16 protein-coding genes are annotated in these 21737 nt (G+C 23.0%); all 16 read right to left on the bottom strand.

Translation table 4 applies throughout. The features are described 5' to 3' along the window. Nucleotides 1-236 precede the first annotated feature (236 nt). Nucleotides 237-746, bottom strand: coding sequence for a hypothetical protein (locus AACL15_RS02295; RefSeq protein ID WP_339034922.1), 510 nt, complete (start codon nucleotides 744-746; stop codon nucleotides 237-239). A gap of 806 nt (nucleotides 747-1552) precedes the next feature. Further along, nucleotides 1553-1849, bottom strand: coding sequence for a hypothetical protein (locus AACL15_RS02290; RefSeq protein ID WP_339034920.1), 297 nt, complete (start codon nucleotides 1847-1849; stop codon nucleotides 1553-1555). Between the two features lie 370 nt (nucleotides 1850-2219). Continuing rightward, entirely contained in the window at nucleotides 2220-2423 is a 204-nt protein-coding gene (locus AACL15_RS02285) for a hypothetical protein (protein ID WP_339034918.1), read from the bottom strand. A 132-nt stretch (nucleotides 2424-2555) separates the two neighbouring features. Further along, nucleotides 2556-2843: a hypothetical protein gene (locus tag AACL15_RS02280; protein WP_339034916.1), complete on the bottom strand. Its 288-nt coding sequence runs from the start codon at nucleotides 2841-2843 to the stop codon at nucleotides 2556-2558. A gap of 93 nt (nucleotides 2844-2936) precedes the next feature. Beyond that, entirely contained in the window at nucleotides 2937-3644 is a 708-nt protein-coding gene (locus AACL15_RS02275; RefSeq protein ID WP_339034914.1) for a hypothetical protein, read from the bottom strand. Nucleotides 3645-4061: 417 nt separating this feature from the next. Next, nucleotides 4062-4295 (bottom strand): hypothetical protein, encoded by a 234-nt coding sequence (locus AACL15_RS02270; RefSeq protein WP_339034912.1) that lies wholly within the window; start codon nucleotides 4293-4295, stop codon nucleotides 4062-4064. An 856-nt stretch (nucleotides 4296-5151) separates the two neighbouring features. After that, on the bottom strand, nucleotides 5152-6453 hold the full coding sequence (locus AACL15_RS02265) for a hypothetical protein (RefSeq protein WP_339034910.1): 1302 nt from the start codon (nucleotides 6451-6453) through the stop codon (nucleotides 5152-5154). Nucleotides 6454-7916: 1463 nt separating this feature from the next. After that, a complete protein-coding gene (locus tag AACL15_RS02260; RefSeq protein ID WP_339034908.1) occupies nucleotides 7917-9323 on the bottom strand; it encodes a hypothetical protein in 1407 nt (468 codons plus the stop codon). Then, nucleotides 9310-9975 (bottom strand): hypothetical protein, encoded by a 666-nt coding sequence (locus tag AACL15_RS02255; protein WP_339034906.1) that lies wholly within the window; start codon nucleotides 9973-9975, stop codon nucleotides 9310-9312. Before AACL15_RS02255 ends, AACL15_RS02260 begins: the two co-directional genes overlap by 14 nt. A gap of 1039 nt (nucleotides 9976-11014) precedes the next feature. Continuing rightward, nucleotides 11015-12466 carry a glycoside hydrolase family 1 protein gene (locus AACL15_RS02250; protein ID WP_339034904.1) on the bottom strand — a complete coding sequence of 484 codons (1452 nt, stop codon included), beginning with the start codon at nucleotides 12464-12466 and terminating at the stop codon, nucleotides 11015-11017. Further along, entirely contained in the window at nucleotides 12466-15039 is a 2574-nt protein-coding gene (locus AACL15_RS02245) for a glucose PTS transporter subunit IIA (protein WP_339034902.1), read from the bottom strand. Before AACL15_RS02245 ends, AACL15_RS02250 begins: the two co-directional genes overlap by 1 nt. A gap of 101 nt (nucleotides 15040-15140) precedes the next feature. Then, complete coding sequence (locus AACL15_RS02240; RefSeq protein WP_339034900.1) at nucleotides 15141-15875, bottom strand: hypothetical protein; 735 nt, start codon at nucleotides 15873-15875, stop codon at nucleotides 15141-15143. Nucleotides 15876-15979: 104 nt separating this feature from the next. Then, the gene (locus tag AACL15_RS02235) at nucleotides 15980-18781 is read right to left on the bottom strand and encodes a glycosyl hydrolase family 18 protein (protein WP_339034898.1); all 2802 of its coding nucleotides are present in this window, start codon (nucleotides 18779-18781) and stop codon (nucleotides 15980-15982) included. Between the two features lie 403 nt (nucleotides 18782-19184). Next, the gene (locus tag AACL15_RS02230) at nucleotides 19185-19364 is read right to left on the bottom strand and encodes a hypothetical protein (protein ID WP_339034896.1); all 180 of its coding nucleotides are present in this window, start codon (nucleotides 19362-19364) and stop codon (nucleotides 19185-19187) included. A 127-nt stretch (nucleotides 19365-19491) separates the two neighbouring features. Then, nucleotides 19492-19992 (bottom strand): lipoprotein, encoded by a 501-nt coding sequence (locus tag AACL15_RS02225; RefSeq protein WP_339034894.1) that lies wholly within the window; start codon nucleotides 19990-19992, stop codon nucleotides 19492-19494. A gap of 166 nt (nucleotides 19993-20158) precedes the next feature. Beyond that, on the bottom strand, nucleotides 20159-21730 hold the full coding sequence (locus AACL15_RS02220) for a hypothetical protein (protein ID WP_339034892.1): 1572 nt from the start codon (nucleotides 21728-21730) through the stop codon (nucleotides 20159-20161). Between the last annotated feature and the right edge of the window lie 7 nt (nucleotides 21731-21737).

Below are 21737 nucleotides of genomic sequence, written 5' to 3'. Positions count from 1 at the left end.
AGGTTTTATGAAAGGACTACTATTAAATACTATGAAACAAGAACAACTAAGATTAATTAAGCCATTGTATTTGTTGCAATTTTAAAATTTAAAGTATTTACACTACATGAATGACTTAATTTTGCTTCAATTCTATGGTAATTATTAGAACTATAATTAAGTGAAGGATTTAAGAATACATAATTTCGACCATTTGAGTTTAAATTATAATTAAATGTCTTTTTTAGTTGGTGTCCCTATATTCATTCCAGAAGAGGATTATTGTACCCTTTATTTCAATTATTGGTGAAATTATATCCATAATAAAGATCAACTTTAATTACAGGGCAATTTTTTAAGAACTCTGCTTTTGTTGGAGCATATTCAAGTGTATTAATACTTAATTTTATTCATTCTTGACTTCATCATTTATTTGTATCACCTTTTGAAATTTCTTTATTATAAACATAACATGAATTAAAACCATTTAGACTACCAAAGTCACTATATCGGTGACTAAAGGTTCGTCTATCTTTGGCATAATAATTCATATTTTTTGTAAAAGTTGGATATGTTGGATTATATCTTAAACCAGTTTTATAATCATAATCATTATTATTAGAATTTGGGACACTTTCATATTCTTTTTGAACAGTTTTATCTAATTTTTGACTGTTTTCTTTAAAATTAGAGTCATTAAATTTAATTGATAACGGAATTGTAATTAAAGTTGACAATCCGATTATTGATAAAAATATTTTTTTCATTTATTTAACCTTTCTATTTTCTCAAGGAAAATTATCTTGGCAAATAAAAACTAGCTTTACAGCTATTTACATAAAATATAAAAAATATAGTCTAGCTACAAAAACTAGTGCTCCATTTACTTTATAAATATAATAACATTTATTTTTTATTTTCAAAAAATTTTTTGTTAATTCTTCAATGATATTAAAGAAAAGAAATCTCATTCAATATACTGATATAATTACATCATTCATTAAAAAAATTAGGATCTGCATGCATTAATTTATTTCTCATTTCAAAACCTTTTTGTTCTTTTTCATGATACATTAATCAATAAACTATTTTAATTGTATCCTTAGATAAAAATGGGAAAAATAAATGTATCAAAGTCTCTATCTTTAATTAGAAGCTGCGATATTTTTTGTTCTTTTATTCATTCATTTTTTTGACTGTGTTCCAAATAAATTTTTTTGATTAGTAATTCAATTGCGGAAATCAACGAAAAAAGATAAGATGAATAGCGATTTAAATTTAAATTATCAGGCAAGTAATTAAATGATTCAAAAATATTTCTTATTCATACTTTAATAAAATAATATTCTTCTCTAGTAAATTTTAGTACATTATTAATCTCAAATAAAAAAATCATAACATTTTCGTAATATTCATAATAAAAATCACAATTTTTAATAAAGAAGTTATTATATAAATTGGAATAAGCATTAAAAAAATGATGAATAATATCCATATCTATAATATTATAAGTACCTTTATTTATAAAACTCATTATTGAACTAGAAATATTATTTTTAATAAAACTTTCTGATTAAACTGGTATATTTTCTTTTGTTATTGTATCTCCAACCAAAAATATTGGTACTTTAATTTTAATTTCTTTTTCATAAAGTGCTATTTGATCAGCTTCAATTATTTCTAAATTATTATTAGAACTGAATTCGCTAAAATCTGCTCAATTAATTGATAATTTTAATTCTTCTAGTAATTTAATTATATTAGAATCATTTTTAATTTCCTTTTTATAAAAAACTCTTTTAAAATTATCTATTATATATAACTTTGAAACAGAATCAAGATTAAAAGCAAATGTCAGAATATAAACCATTTTTTTCTATTGCTCATTTTATATCATTGGTACCTTCAATAATTGAGAGAATGATTTTAAATTTTAAATCATAATTTAAATTATAATCATCCAAAAAAAATTTATTAAAGTTATTTTGACAAATTCTTTTATTTTCCATACTTAAGTTTTTAAAATTTTTAATAATTATATTTATTCAAGTTATATCAGAAGAAAAATAATTTATTAAACGTCTTGAGATTTCTTTATTTTTATTTAAATTTTTTTTAAAATTTAAAAAAATTACTTTCTAAGAAATTACTGAGTATATCATATATAATATTTTGATCTAAGGTAAGTATAATATCAAAATTATAAAAAATAATATTAAACATTTTAGCAGAGTATTCTTCTAATTCATGTATTTAAATTTAATATTATCAAATAAAATATGCATTTCTTGATTTAGTTCATCAATTCCAACTCCATTTTTTGAACCATTAAAATCCTTTAAAAAATTTAAAATATTTCAATAATAAAAATGTCAATCAAGTTTCAAAAAAATATTATTAAAATCTATTTTAAAATCAGACTTCATTACACAATTATGTTGCAATAATATTTTCTTATTTTTAATTAAAGAATAAATAAAATATTTAATACTACCTTCAAATAATGAATAATATTTTTTATAGCCTCGATTATATTCATTATATTTTCCATTTAATTATTCCTTTATATAATTTTATTAAGAAGTTCAATTTTGCCCTTTCATAGATTTATATTTATGTGTAAAATCCTGCTTGCCTTTTTCAATGTTGCAATTATAATGAACTGCAACTCAATTTGAACTAACTCCATTTGATTTATTTCCATCTAAATGATCTACATTTCAAGCATTTTTAGGATTAAGATTAGAATTTCATTTATTACCATGATGCATTATTTCTTTACATAAATAACACATTCTATATTGGCCTGAATTTAAATCATCTAATTCAATTGCATTTTCTCATGCATAATAAAATTTATTCATACTTTTATCTCTCCATTTCACTAGTATTTCTATTTTTTAACTTTCATATTTGTTTTTCAAAAAAATGTTATAAAATTCACACACTATAATTTATTATCTTTGCTTTTCTGAATAAGGGATAATAGGTGTGTTTGTTCCATTTCCACTTATTACACTAGCACGTAAAGTTGCCATTATATCTGCAATTTCAGTTTCTGAAACCACAAATTTATCTTCAATTTTATTTGAAAAAATATTATTACCTTTACCTTCTTCAAAAAAATCTATATTATTTTTATTTCTTAATTCTCTTATTTCCTTTTCAAATTCTAAAATGCGCTTTTCTTTCTCTAAAAGTTCAAGATTTTTTTCTAAATAATCTTCTTCCACATTATTATTTTTAGTCTCTCAAGAAAATAATAACTCTGCAATTTCAGTATCACTTATGCCTTCTTCACCAGGCTCTCATTCTGTAATGTATCATTTCTTTTTACATTTTCACTTAGATTCAATTTCATAAGTTAATTCAGAAATTACTCTATTTTTTGTTAAAAAATCAGATAAATAAAATTTAAATACTGGAACTAATTTATCATTATCTACATAAATAAAATCAGGAGAAAATTTTTCCATAAAGTATTCAAATGAAAAAGAGCGAATCTTAATCTTTGCTAATTCCATTTGTTGCTTGAATATAGGTTCCAACTTTTCTTTAGCCCTTCTTGTTTGATCTAATCATCATTTTTTATTATTTTTTCTTTCGTATCTTTGTTGTGCTGTTCCAAATCCTAAAAGTCAGCTTACTCCATTGAATAATGACATAATTCATATCTCCTTTTTTTCATTTTTATTATATAAAAAAATATGTATTAATAACATATTTTTTTATATAATATTTGTTCTCTCTTTAATCTATTTTTTGTAATTTACGGTTTAATTTATTATTCATTTTCTCAAATTTTTTAATATCTTTAGCCATAACTTTTTGATTATCAAGATTTTTAGCAATTTTAACTTTATTTTTACTAATAAAAGTATCACTTTTACTAATTAACTTCTCATTTTTGTTTGCTAAATTTGACTTGTAATTTTGTATTGAAGATGTTTTATTTCTTTTTCATTTAGAAACAACATTTGCAGTGATTCCACCAGTTGCAAATTTTCTAGCTGTTTTTACACCTTTTTAATAGTTGATCCCATATTAGATCACCCTTTTCTTGTAAAAAGTCCTCCAGCAGCTTAAACAGTATTTGTAAATCCTTGTGTAGTTCCTCCAAATAATCCTGGAATTCCACTGCTTGCTTGTTGCATATGTCTTGATTTATCTAAGTTTTCTTTTCCATTTCTAGTTAATGAATCTTTACCTTGCTTTGTTTTTTCCATTCCATATGCTAATGCTCCAAATCCTGTAGCTAAAGCTACGGCTTTTGTACCACTTTTTAATATACCTTTACCGCGCATACCAGATAACATTTCATTTTGACCTTCATTATGTGCAATTCCTACTCCACAAGTAAAACTAGCATTTATTTGAGGTCAAGTAATGCAAATGTCGAAATATCTAATATCACAATTAGAATCATAAATTGTTTTGTAATAAAATCAAATTTATTATTTGTAATCTTTATAAATAACATTAGAAAATTTGACATTATCATATAACTTAATATATTTCCAATCATTACAAGTGCTTTTTACATTGTAATGTCTTTTCATTGTTTTAATTCTTATTCAAGAATACAATCAATATTTTCAATACCATTAGGTCAAGTAGTATCAATAATTGAAAATTTGATGAATATGAATATATAGTTTTCTCTTATCAAAATGAAAAAGTTATTGATAGTAGACCTAGTATTAATTTTAAAAAGATAAGTGATTTATATCAAAAAGGTTTACTCCAATTTACTTGAAATCAAAATTAAAAGTAATTATTATAAAAACAAGAAATAAAAAAGTTATGCCTTAATTAGAAATAATATTTGGAATCTAGTTAAAGATAAAAATGAACTATTTACATGGTAATATTAAAATATTCGAAATTAATTCTATTTGTAAAGTTGCTAACTAATATTTTTTGATAAAAACTAGCAGACTTATCTACTAGTTTAGTTTCTTAATTTGGGACTTAATTTTTATTATATACAAAATAAATTTTTATATTCTTAACATTCCAATATCACGAGTATTTTTAATTTATATAAATAAAAAAATAAAGTTAATAGAAACTACTTAGTTTTAGTAATTTTTACCAACCTTATTTTAATAATGACATAAATATTAAATTTCACTTTTAAAAAATGCATAATTAATAGTGTATGTTACATCTTTAAATGAATTTAGTTTTTTGGAATATAGAGGTTGTATTATCTAGTATTCCTGAAGTTTTTGTATTAGAAATATAAATATTGCTATCTTCATAAATAACAAAGGTAGATAATTCTTTTTTATTTCATTTTTTTGAATATTTTATTAGTTCAAAACTATTCAAATCTACATTAACTACAATATTTTCAGTTACTCTTTTTTCGTTACTATTAGTTTTCTCAAGAGAAAAAATAATATTAGTATTCTCAATATATAAATTAGTAATTTCTACAAAGTTAATACTAGGTGAATCTCAGTTATAAATTGTAGTTATTTCTATTAAGTTATCATTAAAAAATTCTGATAAAGTAATTTTATTTTTAAATTTTTCTATCATATAAACTTTATTTTTATAATTAAAAATATTAGAAATAGAACTATTAGGAATATTAACAACTCATTGTAAATCTAATTCATTGTTAGAAAAATTAATTTTATTTAATGAAGCATCATAATTATTATTTGAACTTCATTTAGACACATAGACATCGTTATTATAATACAATAAATTTGATAATCTTGATTCTGTTCATTCGAATATTAAATCTTCACTAGTTTCTAAATCATAAACACCCAAATTATTTGATTTTCCAGTTACATTACTTGAAATTAAATAATAAATTTTATTTTCTACAAAAATCATTGAGAACATATTATGAGATTTTAAGACTATAATTTCACTAGTAATTAAATCAACTGAAACAATTGATGCTCCATTATATCAAATATCACTATATACAATAAAAAGCTTATTATTGTATATATGAAAGTCAATTCCAGAAAAATCAAATGTCGACCTAACAGCATCTTCATCTAAAAGAACCGATCCTAAATTTTCAACATTACCATTATCTAAATTTAATTTATAAAAATTTGCACTATTATAATTATTATAATCATTAATAATAAATTGATAATAAATTTCATTACCAATTAAAATAGATTTACCACTTTTCTCTTCAAGATTTTTTTCAAGCTTAATAGAATTTATTAAAACAAATTCTGAATTTATCTTATCTTCAACTTTATAAAACTCAAGTATATTTTCTTTTACAATTGTTCCATATCAATTGTTTTCAATTTTTAATGGTGTATTAAAACCATGTAGACTCCCATTAGATAATTTACCCACATTTTTTTGAGCAATAATACCTGAGTCATAGTTTAAATTATCCTTATCAACTTGATTGGAATTGATCATCATTTGCCCAGTACTTGTAGCAGACATTGTAAAAACTGCTATTAAATTTAATAATTTAATCATTTTTTTACCTTTCCTTCAAAACCCACCCTACCAACCTTAATCATTTTTATTTTATTATGAAATTAAAATAAAGGATTTTTAGTTTTTGATAAAATAACTACATTACTATCAAAAATGCAACTGATAGGTTTAATATTGCTAAAATAATTTTAGTAAAAACTGTGCATATTATATGCTTTTATTTTTTAATAGAATAGACAATTCTAAAGAGACCGAAGGTTTTAACAGAGTGGTTATCATTTTTTTAAGTCAAAAATAATAGAGAAAAATAAAATATCAGTTTTTGAAAAAGTGTACGGTCTATTACATGTATATGATACAGAAGTAAATTGTAATAATTACACAGCAAGAAGAGACAAAGGAATAGAATATTTAATTTTATTTATTTTGATTCTAAGAAACTAGTTTATCAACCAAAAAAATACTTGAAGTTTTATACATTAATAAATGTTATATCATAGATAAAAAATAAAAATATTGCAATTTATTAATTGGTAAAAGGATTAAGTATAATAAACAAGTTATTTCAAACATTAGTAGATTCATTAAATAAAATTATGGTGTTTCTAGCAAGTTTGTATGTCCTTGAGTTTAAAAAAAATGCTAGATTAATATTGGTTATAAGTTCATAAATTAATTATCATTAAAGAAATAGAGGTCTAAGGTATTTAAATATTAATAATAAAAAGTTAAAATTTCAGTGATTTTTTATTTAATTAATATACTAATCAAATAATAGTTTTTATTTTCAAAATGAAAACTATTCCTACTATTTTAAACTTTCAATAGTACTCATTGTTCCACTAATACTACTTATATTTTTCGAAACAAGTATTAACACAATATTGATCTCTTTAAAATAATAACTCTTCTCATTTAGCAAGTGTTAATTATAATAATGTAAAATTATTTACACTTGAAGGAAAACTTACAGTAAAGGGAAATTGAAATTAAGAAGCAATGGAAGTTAATCTTCTTTTAAAAAAATAAATAAGTTTTTATTTTAAATTATAGTTTTCTTTTTTTATTGTTATTTTTTTCTGATTAATCAATTTTAAACTAATTTCTTCCTTTACTCAAAGATATATTATATATAAAGCAAATAATTTTAACTACTTCTGAAATACTACTAAAGTTAATTTTCTGCAAATATGTCTCTATATTACAAATTAATTTCCTTCTAATTTCTTATTATAAAATATCTTATTCCTTTAATATCTTTTTTATTAATAATTTTCTTTAGTTTTAATTTACAAAGTTAAATTATTTTTTTGTTAAATAAAATATAATCTAAAAAAATTTATAAATCATTAATCACCAATTATTATTCGCAATAAAAAAAACTCTGCAAATATATCATAATTATTTAATTTTCCCTATCTTTTTTATTATATTCTTATAAATATTTTTTGAAAGATACCTATTTGTTAAAAAATTAGATCTTTATAATATAAATTTACAAACTACTTAGTTGCTTCAAAATTAACTACCTTATAATTACTTAAAATAAATTTTTTTCTTTCAATCATTAAGTAAGCTGTCATAAAAACAGTTGATACTATCCATGAAACAAATAAACTGAAACCAAACATATATGTAATAACTTCAACATCATATTCTAATTTTTTTATTGAGTATAAAATGATAAAAGGAGTGAAAGTTAGTAAATTACAAATTATGGCTTGAATAGCTAAAATAAAGTTTTTCCCCTCTCCATTAAATTGAGCATTAATACTAGTTGCCAAAACATAAAAAATAAAAAAGCCAATCAGTTTTGAAAATATTTCTCAACTTCTTTGAGATAAATTACTATCACTATTTGATAAAAACAACGTAAATGAGTGATAAGTTGGAATAAATATAGATAAAGCTATAAGAAAAGAAATAATTGCTATTATTTGAAATTGTAAGATAAGAATTATTCTTTTTTTATAATTTAAATCATTGCTTGTAGAGACAATTGATTTATTTATAGCAAAAATTACATTTGGTATAATTAAAACTCAGGATCATATAATTGTGTTGGATAATCAATATGCATCACTTTCAACTGCCTTATTCATATTTTTAGCAATCATAAATAAGTAAAATGAGTTATTAATTGTTGAAAATACAAAAGCTGATAAAACATTAAGTCAAAATATTTTTGTAAATGTTAATTTACTTAATTTCAAATTAAAGGTTTTTAAATTAAAAAATCTCTTAAATCCAAAAGCTCTAGCTACCATAATTAAAGAAGTTAAAAATAGCAATATTTGTGTAATTAATGTACTTATGCCAAGTCCTATATAAGCATTTTCAAATACCCTATTATTTGCCAAAGTAAAATCAAAGGTAATTGAAAAAGATAATTTACTAATAAGTAAAGCAAGAAATCCCTTATACATTTTCAAATTTAATATTACAACTGTTGAAACAGAAGTTAAGATTTCTGGAATTTTACTATAAAGTTGCAATGTAAAAAATACTCTTTGCTCATAACCCTCGTTAGAGCCAATAACTCTTACAAGATTACCTACATTTAAACTTAAAATGAAAATAAGAATTAAATAAATGAAAAATGTTACTAAATAAACTTCTCTCAACTTATTTAAGTGTTCTTTTTTATCTATTATGATCTTGCCAAATCATCAAAATAATGGAAATACTATTGTTTCTTGAATAACTTCCAACATAATGTTCAAATAATCTCATTGTGCATAAGTTTCAACACTTGCTGACATATATTGAGTTATTACTAATGTTCTAACAAGTATTCAAATAGCAGGTATTAATGAATATAAGAACATTCATGGAAATAAATTTCAATGACCTTTTTGTTCTTTAATTACTAAAATAGTATCCTCTTTTGTGAAGTTAATTAAATTCATCTTCAATCTCCTCTCAATTTTTTAATACCCAGTTTTTAGTATAATTAAGTCAATAATCTAAGTCACTATTTTTTTCACTTTTTAAAATAGTATTATTGTCTTTCTCTATTCTTTTTAAAATAGATAATTTTACAGCTATAACATCATTTCTTTTATATTTTAAGTGTCTGAAGATAATTTTAATTTCTTCAATATACTTTTTGTGTTCTTGCTTGTCATCACCAAAGTTAACTCATAATAGACAAACATAACCAATATCATCATATTTACTTCCAAAATAACAACCATCTCAATCAATTACTTTAATTGGCATTAATTGCTCATTAAAAATAATGTTTACTGGACTAATATCTCCATGAACTATTACATTTCCATTCTTTTTTTCATAAAAATTTTGATACATTAGAATTATATCTATAATTCTAAGAGTAGATTTTATAGGCATTGTCTTAACCTTTTCTAAAATTGTGCCTTCTATAAAATCATATGAATAGTTTTGTGCATCTAGATTTTGATAATTAGGAAAAAAAGGAAAATTATTTTTTTTAAGGATTTTAATAACCGATTTAAAGTTTTTATTACTATTATTTTCTTTAGAAATTAAGTTACTATTTCTAATAATTTTTTTACCAGAAAGTCCATTATGTTTCATAGATATATTTCTCCTTTTCTTTTAAAAATTTTTATATTAATTAAGAATGCTTGTTAAAATGGTTTTATAAAAATTATTTTGTATTTTTAAATACTTAATATATTTAAAATTTACATTATTTACTTGCAACTAAAAGTAATTTTATTTAACTGCCATTTAATTTATTTTTACTCATAATTTTTCTCCATTTTATAAAATTATATCACACTTATAAATTTATTTATTTGACTATAAATTATCTATAACTTTTTTTTTTTTTTTTTAAAAAAAAAAAAAAAAACATTTCATATTTTTATTTCTTTAAATGAAAAAGTTTTTTTAAAATTGAAAGCAAACATAAATATTTTAAATTACTAAAAAAATAATTATAAATATAAAAAATAAGAAGTTTTAAAATAGAAATAATTTAAAATGAAAAAACAGCATGTCTAACATGGTGTTTTAAAGAGAGTCACTTATAGATATTTACTAATCTCTTAATGCTATCATTTATAGTTTGAATATAGTTATTAAAAATTGTAAGCAAAAAAGTCATCAATTAAATATGTAAAGCTTCCAAAATAAAATTTATAATTAAATTCTGTAATTGTAGGATCTAATATTCCCAAATAATCAGAATTCAGTTTTACATTAATATAAATCTCAATTTCTGGACTTCCAGGTTTCCCAACAAGATTAATTAATTTATTTTTGTAGTCTTCAAACTGGCCACAATAATGAAATTGATCTACTTCAATATTTACAGGTGCAGTTATTTCACAAAAACCTTCTTTTGGATTTTTCTTATGAAAATTTTTAAAATTATATTTACTATCATAATTAATAACGAGTCTGCTTTAATTTTAAAAAAGAATTTACTGCATAAAAAGAAAAAGTTAATAATTTTAACTAAAATTTTATAGGCTTAGTAAAAGAATAAAATAACAAAGTTAATATACTAAAATAATTATTAAGGTAAAAACATATTTACATTTATATTCCTTAATTCTAATTTAAATATAAAAAACACCAACAAGGTGTTTTAAATTTGACTTTACTTTTAAAGTTCTCCTGTAATCCTAAAATTTTTAAATCAATGATAGGATTTTTTTAAATAACGATTTCCTGTTCCCTTATGATAATCATCATAATCTACATAGATTAAACCATAACGTTTTGACATCTCACAAGTTGAAGCACTAACAACATCAACTGGAGTTCACATTGTGTATCCAAAAACTTCAACTCCATCAGATAGAGCTTCATTAATTTGCTCAAAGTGTTCTGATAAATATTTAATGCGATAATCATCTTCTACTGTAAAATTATTATCTAACTTTTCAACAACTCCAATTCCATTTTCTGAAATGAAAATTGGAATTTGATATCTATCTCATATTTCATTTAAAGTTATTCTTAATCCAATTGGATCTATTTGTCATCCTCATTCAGTATCTTCTAAAAATGGATTTTTACCAACATCATGAAGGTTAGCATTTACTTTTTTAATTTCTTCTTTAGCCACTGTTCCAGTCATATAATAACTAAAGGTAATATATTCAACTGGATTATTTTTAATAAGTAATAATTCTTCTTCTGTTATATCCAACTTAATATTGTTTTCTTTGAAAAATCTTTTTGAATATGTAGGGTATTCTCCTCTAACCATTACATCATAATAAAATCATCTTGATATTTGTTGCATTTTAATATTTTCCATAACATTTACTGGATTACAATCAATTGAATAAGTTGTTGAATTTGCCAACATACAACCTATTTTAAAGTTACTAGATATTTTTTTACCTAATTCAATTACTTTGGCTTGAGCTACAAATTGATTATGTAATCCTTGATAACTTATTTGTTTTAATTCACCAGTTTCTTGATTAAAATCAGATTTAAAAATACCTAAACCCAATTCAGGAGCTCATATTGCAATATCAATTTCATTAAACGGCAATCAATAGGTTACAAATTCTTTATACTCATTCATTATTACTTCTACATATTTTAAATATAAATTTATAGTCTCTTTATTAATTCATCCACCGTATTTCAACATAATTGGCAAAGGAACATCAAAATGTTGAATAGTAACCATTATTTGCATTTTATTTTTTAAACACTCTTCAAATACTTTTCTATAAAATTCTAATCCTGCTCTATTAGGTTCCTTTTCATCTCCATTAGGAAATATTCTGCTTCAAGAAATAGACATTCTATAAATATTCATTCCCGCTTTTTTAAATAAAGTAATATCTTCTTTATATCTATTATAGAAATCTATTCCATATCGTTTTGGATAATGATTTTTTGTATTTGATTGAAGTGCTTTTAAATATTGATCCTTTGTTTTTGAAGAAAATAGCATTTCTTTTCTATTAATTTTTTCATTATAAGGTGTTAATTCTAATAATGTTGGGGTTTTACCATTAACGTCTCATGAACCTTCAATTTGTCCAGCACTAGTAGCTCCTCCTCATAAAAAGTCTTCTTTAATAAATTTCATTAATATACCTCTAAATTTTCTATTGCTATTTTTTTATCGTTTTTTGAAAAAAGATATTCTCTTTCATCTAAAACTCCAAAATTAATTTTTATTGAATTTATACCATTATATAAGCTATTTTCAAATTTCAATATATTCTCAAAATTTGAAATATTAGCTAACTCTTTTAAAGTATTTCCGTAACTAATTTCTAACTTATCTAAAGTCAAGTTATAGTTCATAATTATTTCCTTACTTTCAACATCCAGTTGATTAAGTTTATTATTTAATTCACTTATTTTATCTTTTAAATTGTAATTATTTGACTTAAGAATAGCCAATTGTTTTTTATCTTCTTTAATCTTACTATTCTCAATAATTTTTTTTGCTTTTTCAAAAAGTACTCTTTTATTTTTTTCCTCTTTTACAAGCAATAAATTTATTTTAGCTTCATATTTTGACTTTACTATAAAATATTTGTAATATTCTTTAAATATTAACTTTGAGCTTTCTAACTGCTCCATATATTTTTTTTCAGTATCCATTAATTTTTGCTTTGCTTCTTTTATTTCAAAACCACTTGAAACTAATATTTTTAAAAGAATAGAGTTAATTTTTTTAAACTGTTTTTTTGTAAATTTAACCTCATCTCATTTTTCAGAATAAAGAAGTATTGTAAACAACGCACCTGCTCCAATTGCTACAACTCAACATAATACAAATAAAGCTTGATTTGTAAATCCTGTTACAGCAGTAATTGAAAATACTCCTAAACCAGATACTATTGAAGCTTTAATGTTCAAAAGACCAACTAATAAGCCTCCTAAACCTGCTCCAATACATCCACCTATGAAAGGTCTAATTTTAGGAAGAGTGGCTCCATAAATAATTGGTTCACTTATTCCTAACATTCCTGCAGTTAAACAACCAATTGTATAATTTTTCAATTGAGAGTTTCTAGTAACTACAATAAGTCCTATTGCTGCACCTACTTGTCCAAATGAACCTATTGCTGTGGCAATATCAAGAGATGTTGGAATAACTGGAGATTGGAATAGAGTTCCAATCATAATACTCATAATAACTGCTACATGAACTCCAGTTAAAACCATTATTTGTCAAAGCATTGCAAATAATGCAACCCCTAATCCCAAAGGAATTTTTTCAAATAAAATACATACTTGACTTAATCCAAACTCAACCATTCCTAGAATAGGTCCAAAAGCAAATAATGTAACAATAGATACTAATGTATAAACTAAAAATGGTCTAAATACTATATCTACAGTTGGATTAATTCATGATTTAATTCATTTATCCAAATAAACCATTAACATTGCAGCTGCAATAAATGGCAATACACTACCTTCATACCCCTTTACTAAAATAGGAAAACTACCTATTTTAAATAATAATCATCCTGGTCCTGCTAAATCAGACTTAGTTCAATCTCCAAATCTAGCAGTTTCAATTGGTATAATCGTTCCAGAAAATAACATTCTTGAAGTAATGGTCAATCCTATTAAAGCTGCCATCATAATATTTCCTTTAAAATATTTGGCCGTTGAAATACAAAATAAAACCCCCATTAAACTAAAACCTATTTTGCTTAAAATATACATTGATGCTGCAAATAATCCAGCATCAGCTACATTTTCATATTGAGAAGCATCAACTATTGCTCCAGTAGATACTAACAAAGCCTGCAAAGCAGCCAATAAAGCTACTGCCATAAGTGTTGGTATTTGTGGAGTCATTATTCCAGTAATTGCTGCTAAAAATCTTTTTGAGAATTTTGGTTTTATAAATATTGACTTTCCTTCTTTTTCTTTTTCATATATTCCTGCCTTAACATTTATAATTTCGTCTTTTACTTTATAACATTCTCCACCAATAATTACTTGTAACTCATTTCCATTTCAAACAGTTCCCTTAACAAGTTCATTTTTAGCAATTGCTTGAATATCAACTTTGGCTTTATCAATAACTTTAAATCTAAGTCTAGTCATACAATTATAAACTTCTTCAAAATTTGAAAGTCCCCCAACATTTTTAATAAATTGTTTTGCTGTTATTAAGTATTTGGATTCAAAGCCAATTAACTCAACTTTATTATTTTTGTCTTTCTGATAAAGTTCATATTCAATAATTGCTATTTCTTCTCCCCTTTTAACATTACCCAATTTTAATTTTTTAATATTAAATTTTAATAAATTGGATTGATCAAAAACAATAGGAGTTTCTATTAATAACTTAGCATCTTTAATTTTTTTAAAATCTACATTCATTATTTTTGAATTTAAGTTTATAGAATCTTTTTCACTAACGTTTAATTTAAAAGGTTCTCCTTCTAAAGATACTGTATCCATACCTACATGAATCAATAATTTTAAATCATTGCTTTCAAGAAAAATAGCATGTTTTGTATCAAAGACTAATTCAACTATGGATTGTTTAAATGGAGAATACATTTGGTTTGAACTTGGCACTATTAAAAAACCATCACCCATCATTTTTTGAGCAAACATTGAATCTGAACATTCCTCAATTTTTTTAATTTCTCCATCAAACGGAGCATATATTTTAATTTCCATATTTCATATTCCTTTCTAGATTTATTTTCCATTAAAAAATAAATAAAAACTACTTTTTATAGTAAGTAGATATTTATTTCCAAAAAAGGAAATTTTTCTTATTAAATTTCTTGAAAGATTGATAAAAATAACATATTTAGTGCCATATTTCTATAAATAAATTTGCTATCATCATTTAAATAATCAATTACTAATGAATTATTAAAAATTAAGTTTATTTTTGATTGTTGGATTTTTGAAACAATTAAATAGTTTTTTTGCTTATTATCAAAAAACTGTTCAAAATCCCTAATTAATGTTTTATTATCTTTTCCACAAACTATCAATAAGTTTAATATTTCACTATCTTTAAAGTTTTCATCAAAATAGTTATAATCATTATTTATAATTAATGACTTTTTATTTAGAGCCATTAAAGTTTGATTAAAATACTGTAATGTTAAATTTATTTGATAAGAACCATAAATTTTTATAACTTTTGCTTCTTTAATTGCATTTGCTAAGGAAATAATAAATTCCTTATTTTTTTCAATTCATTCAATCATAGAAATCAAAATATCTTTTGCTTTAATATCTTTTTTTACTTTTAAATTTCCATACTTATTGTATTCATTTTTTAAAGTAAATAATAATTCTTTATATCCAGAATAACCTAGTGATTGTGAAAATTTAGTAATCGTTGAAGTAGCTACAAAAGACAATTCTCCTATTTCCTTTTGAGTAATAAATTCACCCTTATCAAAAAGAGTTATTATATTTTTGGCTATAATTTTAAATGAATTATTTTTTTGATTATTATTTATAAGATCTTCTAATTTATCATATACTGATTCCATAATTTTTCACCTCTAATTAAATTATATGGACTTTTATTGCTTAAATAAAAAAATCTTATTCAAAATATTGAATAAGATTTTAATTGATTACATTAAACTACAAACTATTTATTTCCTCAAGTTTCTTTAAATCAAGTTTCAAACATTCAATTTGAAACAGCATCATAGTTAATAGCTCATGTCATTAATCCACGAATATGAATATTGTCATTTTCTAGTAAAACATATGATTTATATATTGATTCTCTTGTTGCTGCACCTCTACCTGCAGGTTCATTAGTAGCAGCACCTAAAACGAATTTATTTGTTGGAATTTTTTCATAAAAATCATTCTGGGCACTATATTTTGTTGTTAAGTATTTTGTTACTAAGTAATAGAATTCACCTCTATATTCAATTTCATCATTTGAAATATATGAATTACTAATTCCTAAATAGTTTTTTTCTTCTTCATCAACAAATGGTCCAAATGCTCAACCATTATAATATTGAGGATTTATAAAGTCATATAGACCATCAAGTCCTTTTAAGAAAGGAATATAACTTCCTTGATTACCACCTTCTGTATTGTATTTTAAGTATGGTAACTCCGGTGCCATTGTTATCATAAATTCTTTACCTTTTGAGTTTTGAATTTTTTTAGCTTCTTTTAAAGCTGAGATTGTAGTTTGTTGACTTTCTCTATCTCCAAGTGCCCCACCTTCTCAATCAATATCGATTCCATCAAATCCATAGTCATCCATATATTTAATAAATGTAGCAGTTAATTGATCAGTTTGATCTTGTCTAAATCTCATTTCTCCACCAGTAGCTCCACCCATTGATAAAATTACTTTTTTACCAGCATTTTGTAAAGATTTAATTCCTTCTTTAATTCTAGTTTCGCTTCCTGGACTAAATGCTTCAAAAGTAGGCATTGCATATGGTTCTCATGTATATAAGAAAGAAATATCAATTACATTATATGCAGAGTTTAATAATTCATTACTATTTAATAAATCAACTGGATTATTATGTTGGTTAGCTCCACCTCATTCATATCAGTAACCTACTAAAAGTGCATCATTTGAAGGTTTTGGTTTTTCACCATTTTCTTCTAAACTAAAATTGATTACAACTTGTGACTCTTCAGTATAAAATTCAGATTTTGCTTTTGCTTTAATTGTTGCTCCAGTTGTAGAAATATTTTTAACTTCAACCTCATCTTTTTTAACATTTTTATTTTTAGCATAAACTGCTTCCAAAATTGTTGAGATATTTGCGTCCTTAATTTCTCCTAAATTTGGTTCAGTTAAATCAACAGATAAATCTTTTTTATTTGAAGGTTTTTCTTTTTCAATAACTTTAAAGTTAACTTCAACAGAACCTTTATAAATTTTGCTTCCACTAATAGAATTAATAGTTGCGCTTGTTTCTGTTATGTTTTTAACTTCTAAATGTCCTAAATCTAAATTTGCATTTTTTTGTGCTAAAGCACTTAGAATACTTACCTCTGTATTTTCATTAAGATCACCTAATTGAGTATTTTTAATAATATCATTTAATTCATCGGGTTGAGATATTGAAACTACTGTGTAAAAATTAATATCAACAGTTCCTTTATAACTATATGAATTTTCTTTTGCTTTAACTGTTGCTGAATAATTTGTAAATTCTTCAGTTATTCCTTTATCGCCAGTTTCTGTTATATTAGAAATTTCAACTTGATTTAAATCTAATCCTTTATTAGCACTATCAATTAACTCTTTAATTTTTAATTCTGTTAGTTTTTCACCTTCTGATAAATGAATTGCTGAACTTTTATTTTTTTCAAAGTTTGTTTTTGTTATAACTTGACTTAATTCTTTCTTTTCAACAGGCTTAGTATTTTCTGAAACACTATATGAAAGTCATACTTCATCTTTATATTTAGATTTACCTTCCTCATTGGGAATTAAAATTGAGTTATAATCATTAGTATTTTTTAAAGTTAACTTTGAAGTATCTAAATTTGGATTATTTCTTTTAACAGCTTCCATAATTGTAGCTTCATTTATATCTGAAATATTACCTAATCAAGTTGTTTTAACTTCATTATAAAGTGAAGATACTGATCCAGAACCTTCTGAGTTTCCTTTTAAAGTAAAGCTAATATAACATTCATCTCTATATAAAGTTGAATCAGATTTAGCAACAACTTGTGCTCCTCATTCAGTTACTGATTTAACTTCTAATTCATTAATATCAATTTCGCTATTTTTTTCTTTAACTTGATTTAATATATTTTTTTCAGTTTCTTGCTCATTAGAACCAGCTTGTATTTCTCCCAATCAGCTGTTTTTAACTGCTGAATAAAGTGCAACTGCTGATGAATCTCCACCATTAATTACATTATAAGAAACTATTGATTGTCCTTTATAAAGAGTTGAATTACTCTTTGCTTCAATAGTTGCTCCTCATGGATTAATAGCTTTAACTTCTAATTCATCTGTGTTGATTAATGGATTAACTCCTTTTAACTCTTTTAAGATTTCTGCAGCATCATTGCTAGCGATTGTTCCTAATCAAGTATTAGTAATAGCTTCTCATAAATATTGAGAATCTGCTTTTCTATTTCCAAAATCAAATGTAACACGAGCTTCTCCATCATAATCGGTTGCTTTGTTTTTTGCAACAAAAGTAGCATTTCCATTAAATAAATCAACATCTTTTAATGCTAATTTATCTGTATCTACTTTTGGATTATTTTGTTTAAGTGCACTCTTTAGAATGCTTTCACTTACATTGCTTATTTTACCTAAATCTTTGTTTTTAATAATTTTATCAATGTCCTTTGTATTATCTACTTTTAAATTACAACTAACAACAGCTGACGATGTTGAAGCAGTAAATGCAATTGTAGATAAAATTGATAATAGTTTTTTCATTTTTTATGGCCTCCCATGCTTTGTATTATATATAATTAAAAGACATTGTCAAAAATGAGAAACTTAGAATATGGTAAAAAAATACTTTAAAAGTTTACTTTTTAACTTAAATTAACTAAAAAGTGTATCTATATTGAATTTTTTTTATAAAAAGAGGAATAAAACATTAATAATGAAACTCATAATATGAAATAGTAAATAAAAAGTTTAGTAATTAGCTTAAAATATAAAAATATTTTTAAATATTAATTTTAAAAAGTAGTTTAGAATACTATATCTTCATAAAAATACTCAATTTCTTATGTAATATAGATAGATTTGTTTTAACTGAGAAAATTAATATAAAAAAAGTTACTATCTTAAAAAATAATAACTTTTAAAATTTAATTAATATATTTTTATATTAATTTGCATATCCACCTTTTGGTCATACTAAGTATAATACTCCAGGTATAATTGCTAAAATTAATAATAAAATTAATGTAATCAATTTATGTTGTGGATGTAATAATCAATAAATTATTCCAGGTATAATTGCCAATATTAATAATATTATTAATAATAATAGACTTTTATTTTTCATATGTTTTTCTCCTCAAAATAATTATAAATAATTTTACCTTAAAATTCTATAAAATATTTATTATTTTATAAAAAAATTTAACTATTTTTTATAAAAATAATGTTTGATCCATCAACAAATTCAATAATTATTCAAATTCCAATGTTCCTTCTCTAGCTCATTCTTGAATTTTCTTCATAAATTTTTTTGTATCTTTTGTTAAATTGTCATATTCTTGACTTTTGTCAATAAATTGTTCAAATTCATTAATGCTCTCTTTTTTATAAGTTATTCCTGAGTTTTTTGATTTTAATTCGTCACATTCAAATTCAAGCATTTTATAAGATTTATAAGCTTTAATAAAGCTTTCATATACTACACTTCTTTGTCTTGATTCACTTTTTAATAGTATATGACTAGTTTGACTTTCACTACAATTTGAACATTCTGCAAGTTCTTGTTTAATTATTTCATCTACTTTTGCTTTTTCTTCAGTATAATAATCCAAAGCATTTATAATATCTTCTTCTGATCGAGGTTGATTAGGTAATTCAAGTTTAATTACATTTTCTTTTTGACATGAAATAGCCATATTAGATGTAGAAACAAATAAACTAGTTGCTGAAAATAGTGTTAATAATTTTTTCATATATTATTTTTCCCCTTTAAAACTTTGTATTTTATTGATATTATTCTAATTTACATTTGTCAATAATAACCACTTATATTTTATATACTTAAAATTAAACAAAATCAAGATATTTCCTCTAAAACAACAAGATAAAAAAATCTACTAAGTAGATTTTTTTTAACTATTAAGCTTTAATAACACCTTTTTTAGCTGATTTTTTTCTTATGACAAGATAAGTTATTGTTAAAATGATTGCAGTCCCACTAACTGCTAAAATTATTACCCATATATTTCAATTATTGTTCTTAGCAACATATTCTCCAAAAGTATCACCTGTATAAAGTGATTTATAGTCCAAGGATTTTGAATGGTTCTTACTTCTATAGTAATTTAATTTACTTCCAAATCCATCCAAAGCATGACCAATTTCATGGACAACTACACTAAATTTATATGGACTACTTCAAAAGCCTTGTTGATACTGACTGTTAAATTCTTTAAATGTTAAACTAGGCCCAGTAATTACAATGTAAGAATATGCAGTGCTATTAAAAACATTTTGGCCATTTACATAATAATTTGTACTTGTATAACCCATTGTTCCATCATTCATATCTGTTCCATCATCATTTTTTAAAGGAAAATCAGGACTTAATATAAGTGCTACTAATATATTATTTACCCATATATCATTTTGTATAATGTTATAAAGAGAATTATAAGTTTTTAAAGTAATATCTCTTAATTTTTGAGTATTATTAGTTGATCATTTTTCACTATCTGATCCCAAACTATTTGGAGTATTTTTTAAATATACCTCTTCAAGATTATCATAGACATGTGATAATCAAACTCCACTATAATTATTTTCATCTTTTGTTGTTTCAACTAATGTCTTATCTAAATTATCAAATGACTCATAATGATTTGCATTAAAATCATTAAATGCATCAATTGATTCCTGACTTGCTGGAGTGTATGAATCTTGCATTCATGAAGATGCAACTGTTAATAAACTATTTTTTTGAATTTGATTAAGATAAATAGTATTTCCTGTTTGTACTCTAAGTTGAGAAATTATAAAATTTAAAGTTTGCTGATTATTTGCTCAAATAATTGAATTATTTGAATATTGCAAGTTTAAAGCATTACTTGGCATTGCGGACAAAGTTGTATCATAATATACTTTATTTTCTAAATTTTTAACTAGTTCAATAAATTTTTGTGATATTGTTACTGAGTTCTCATAAGGACCATCAAATGTCCCTCCTATTTTAATAATTTTAGGAAGAATATTAATATAAAAATTATTTGTTACTTCTCAACTTTTATTTTTTAATTCATCTTCTGTATTTAATCATTTACTAAAACTTTCTGCAAAAAACTCTGCATCACTTGAAGAACCATAAATACTTGGCATAACAGTAGATGCTAACATGTTTTGAATAAATAGTGACTCATAAATTTCACTTTGAACTCCGCTTATACTTAAAGTAGTTTGAATTCTATTAATATCACTGTTTGAAATAGAAATACTATTTGCATAGTAATATTTTAAAAAACACCCATAATACATATAATTGCTTTTTGGAGTTATTAAAGATTTATATGAAATTTCTTCATCTTGATTTACATTTTTAATAGTTTTTGAAAGATTATTATTCTCAATATTAGTTTTTACAAATTCAGATATTGAAACTGTAAAAGAAAAAAATAATGATAATAATAATGTTCAAAACATTATAACTTTTTTCATTTTTTCA

The sequence above is a fragment of the Spiroplasma endosymbiont of Cantharis rufa genome, from assembly GCF_964019665.1.
Classification (GTDB): domain Bacteria; phylum Bacillota_I; class Bacilli_A; order Mycoplasmatales; family Mycoplasmataceae; genus Spiroplasma_A.
Note: the sequence above shows the minus strand (reverse complement) of the source record. Positions and strands in the feature narration are given on the sequence as shown.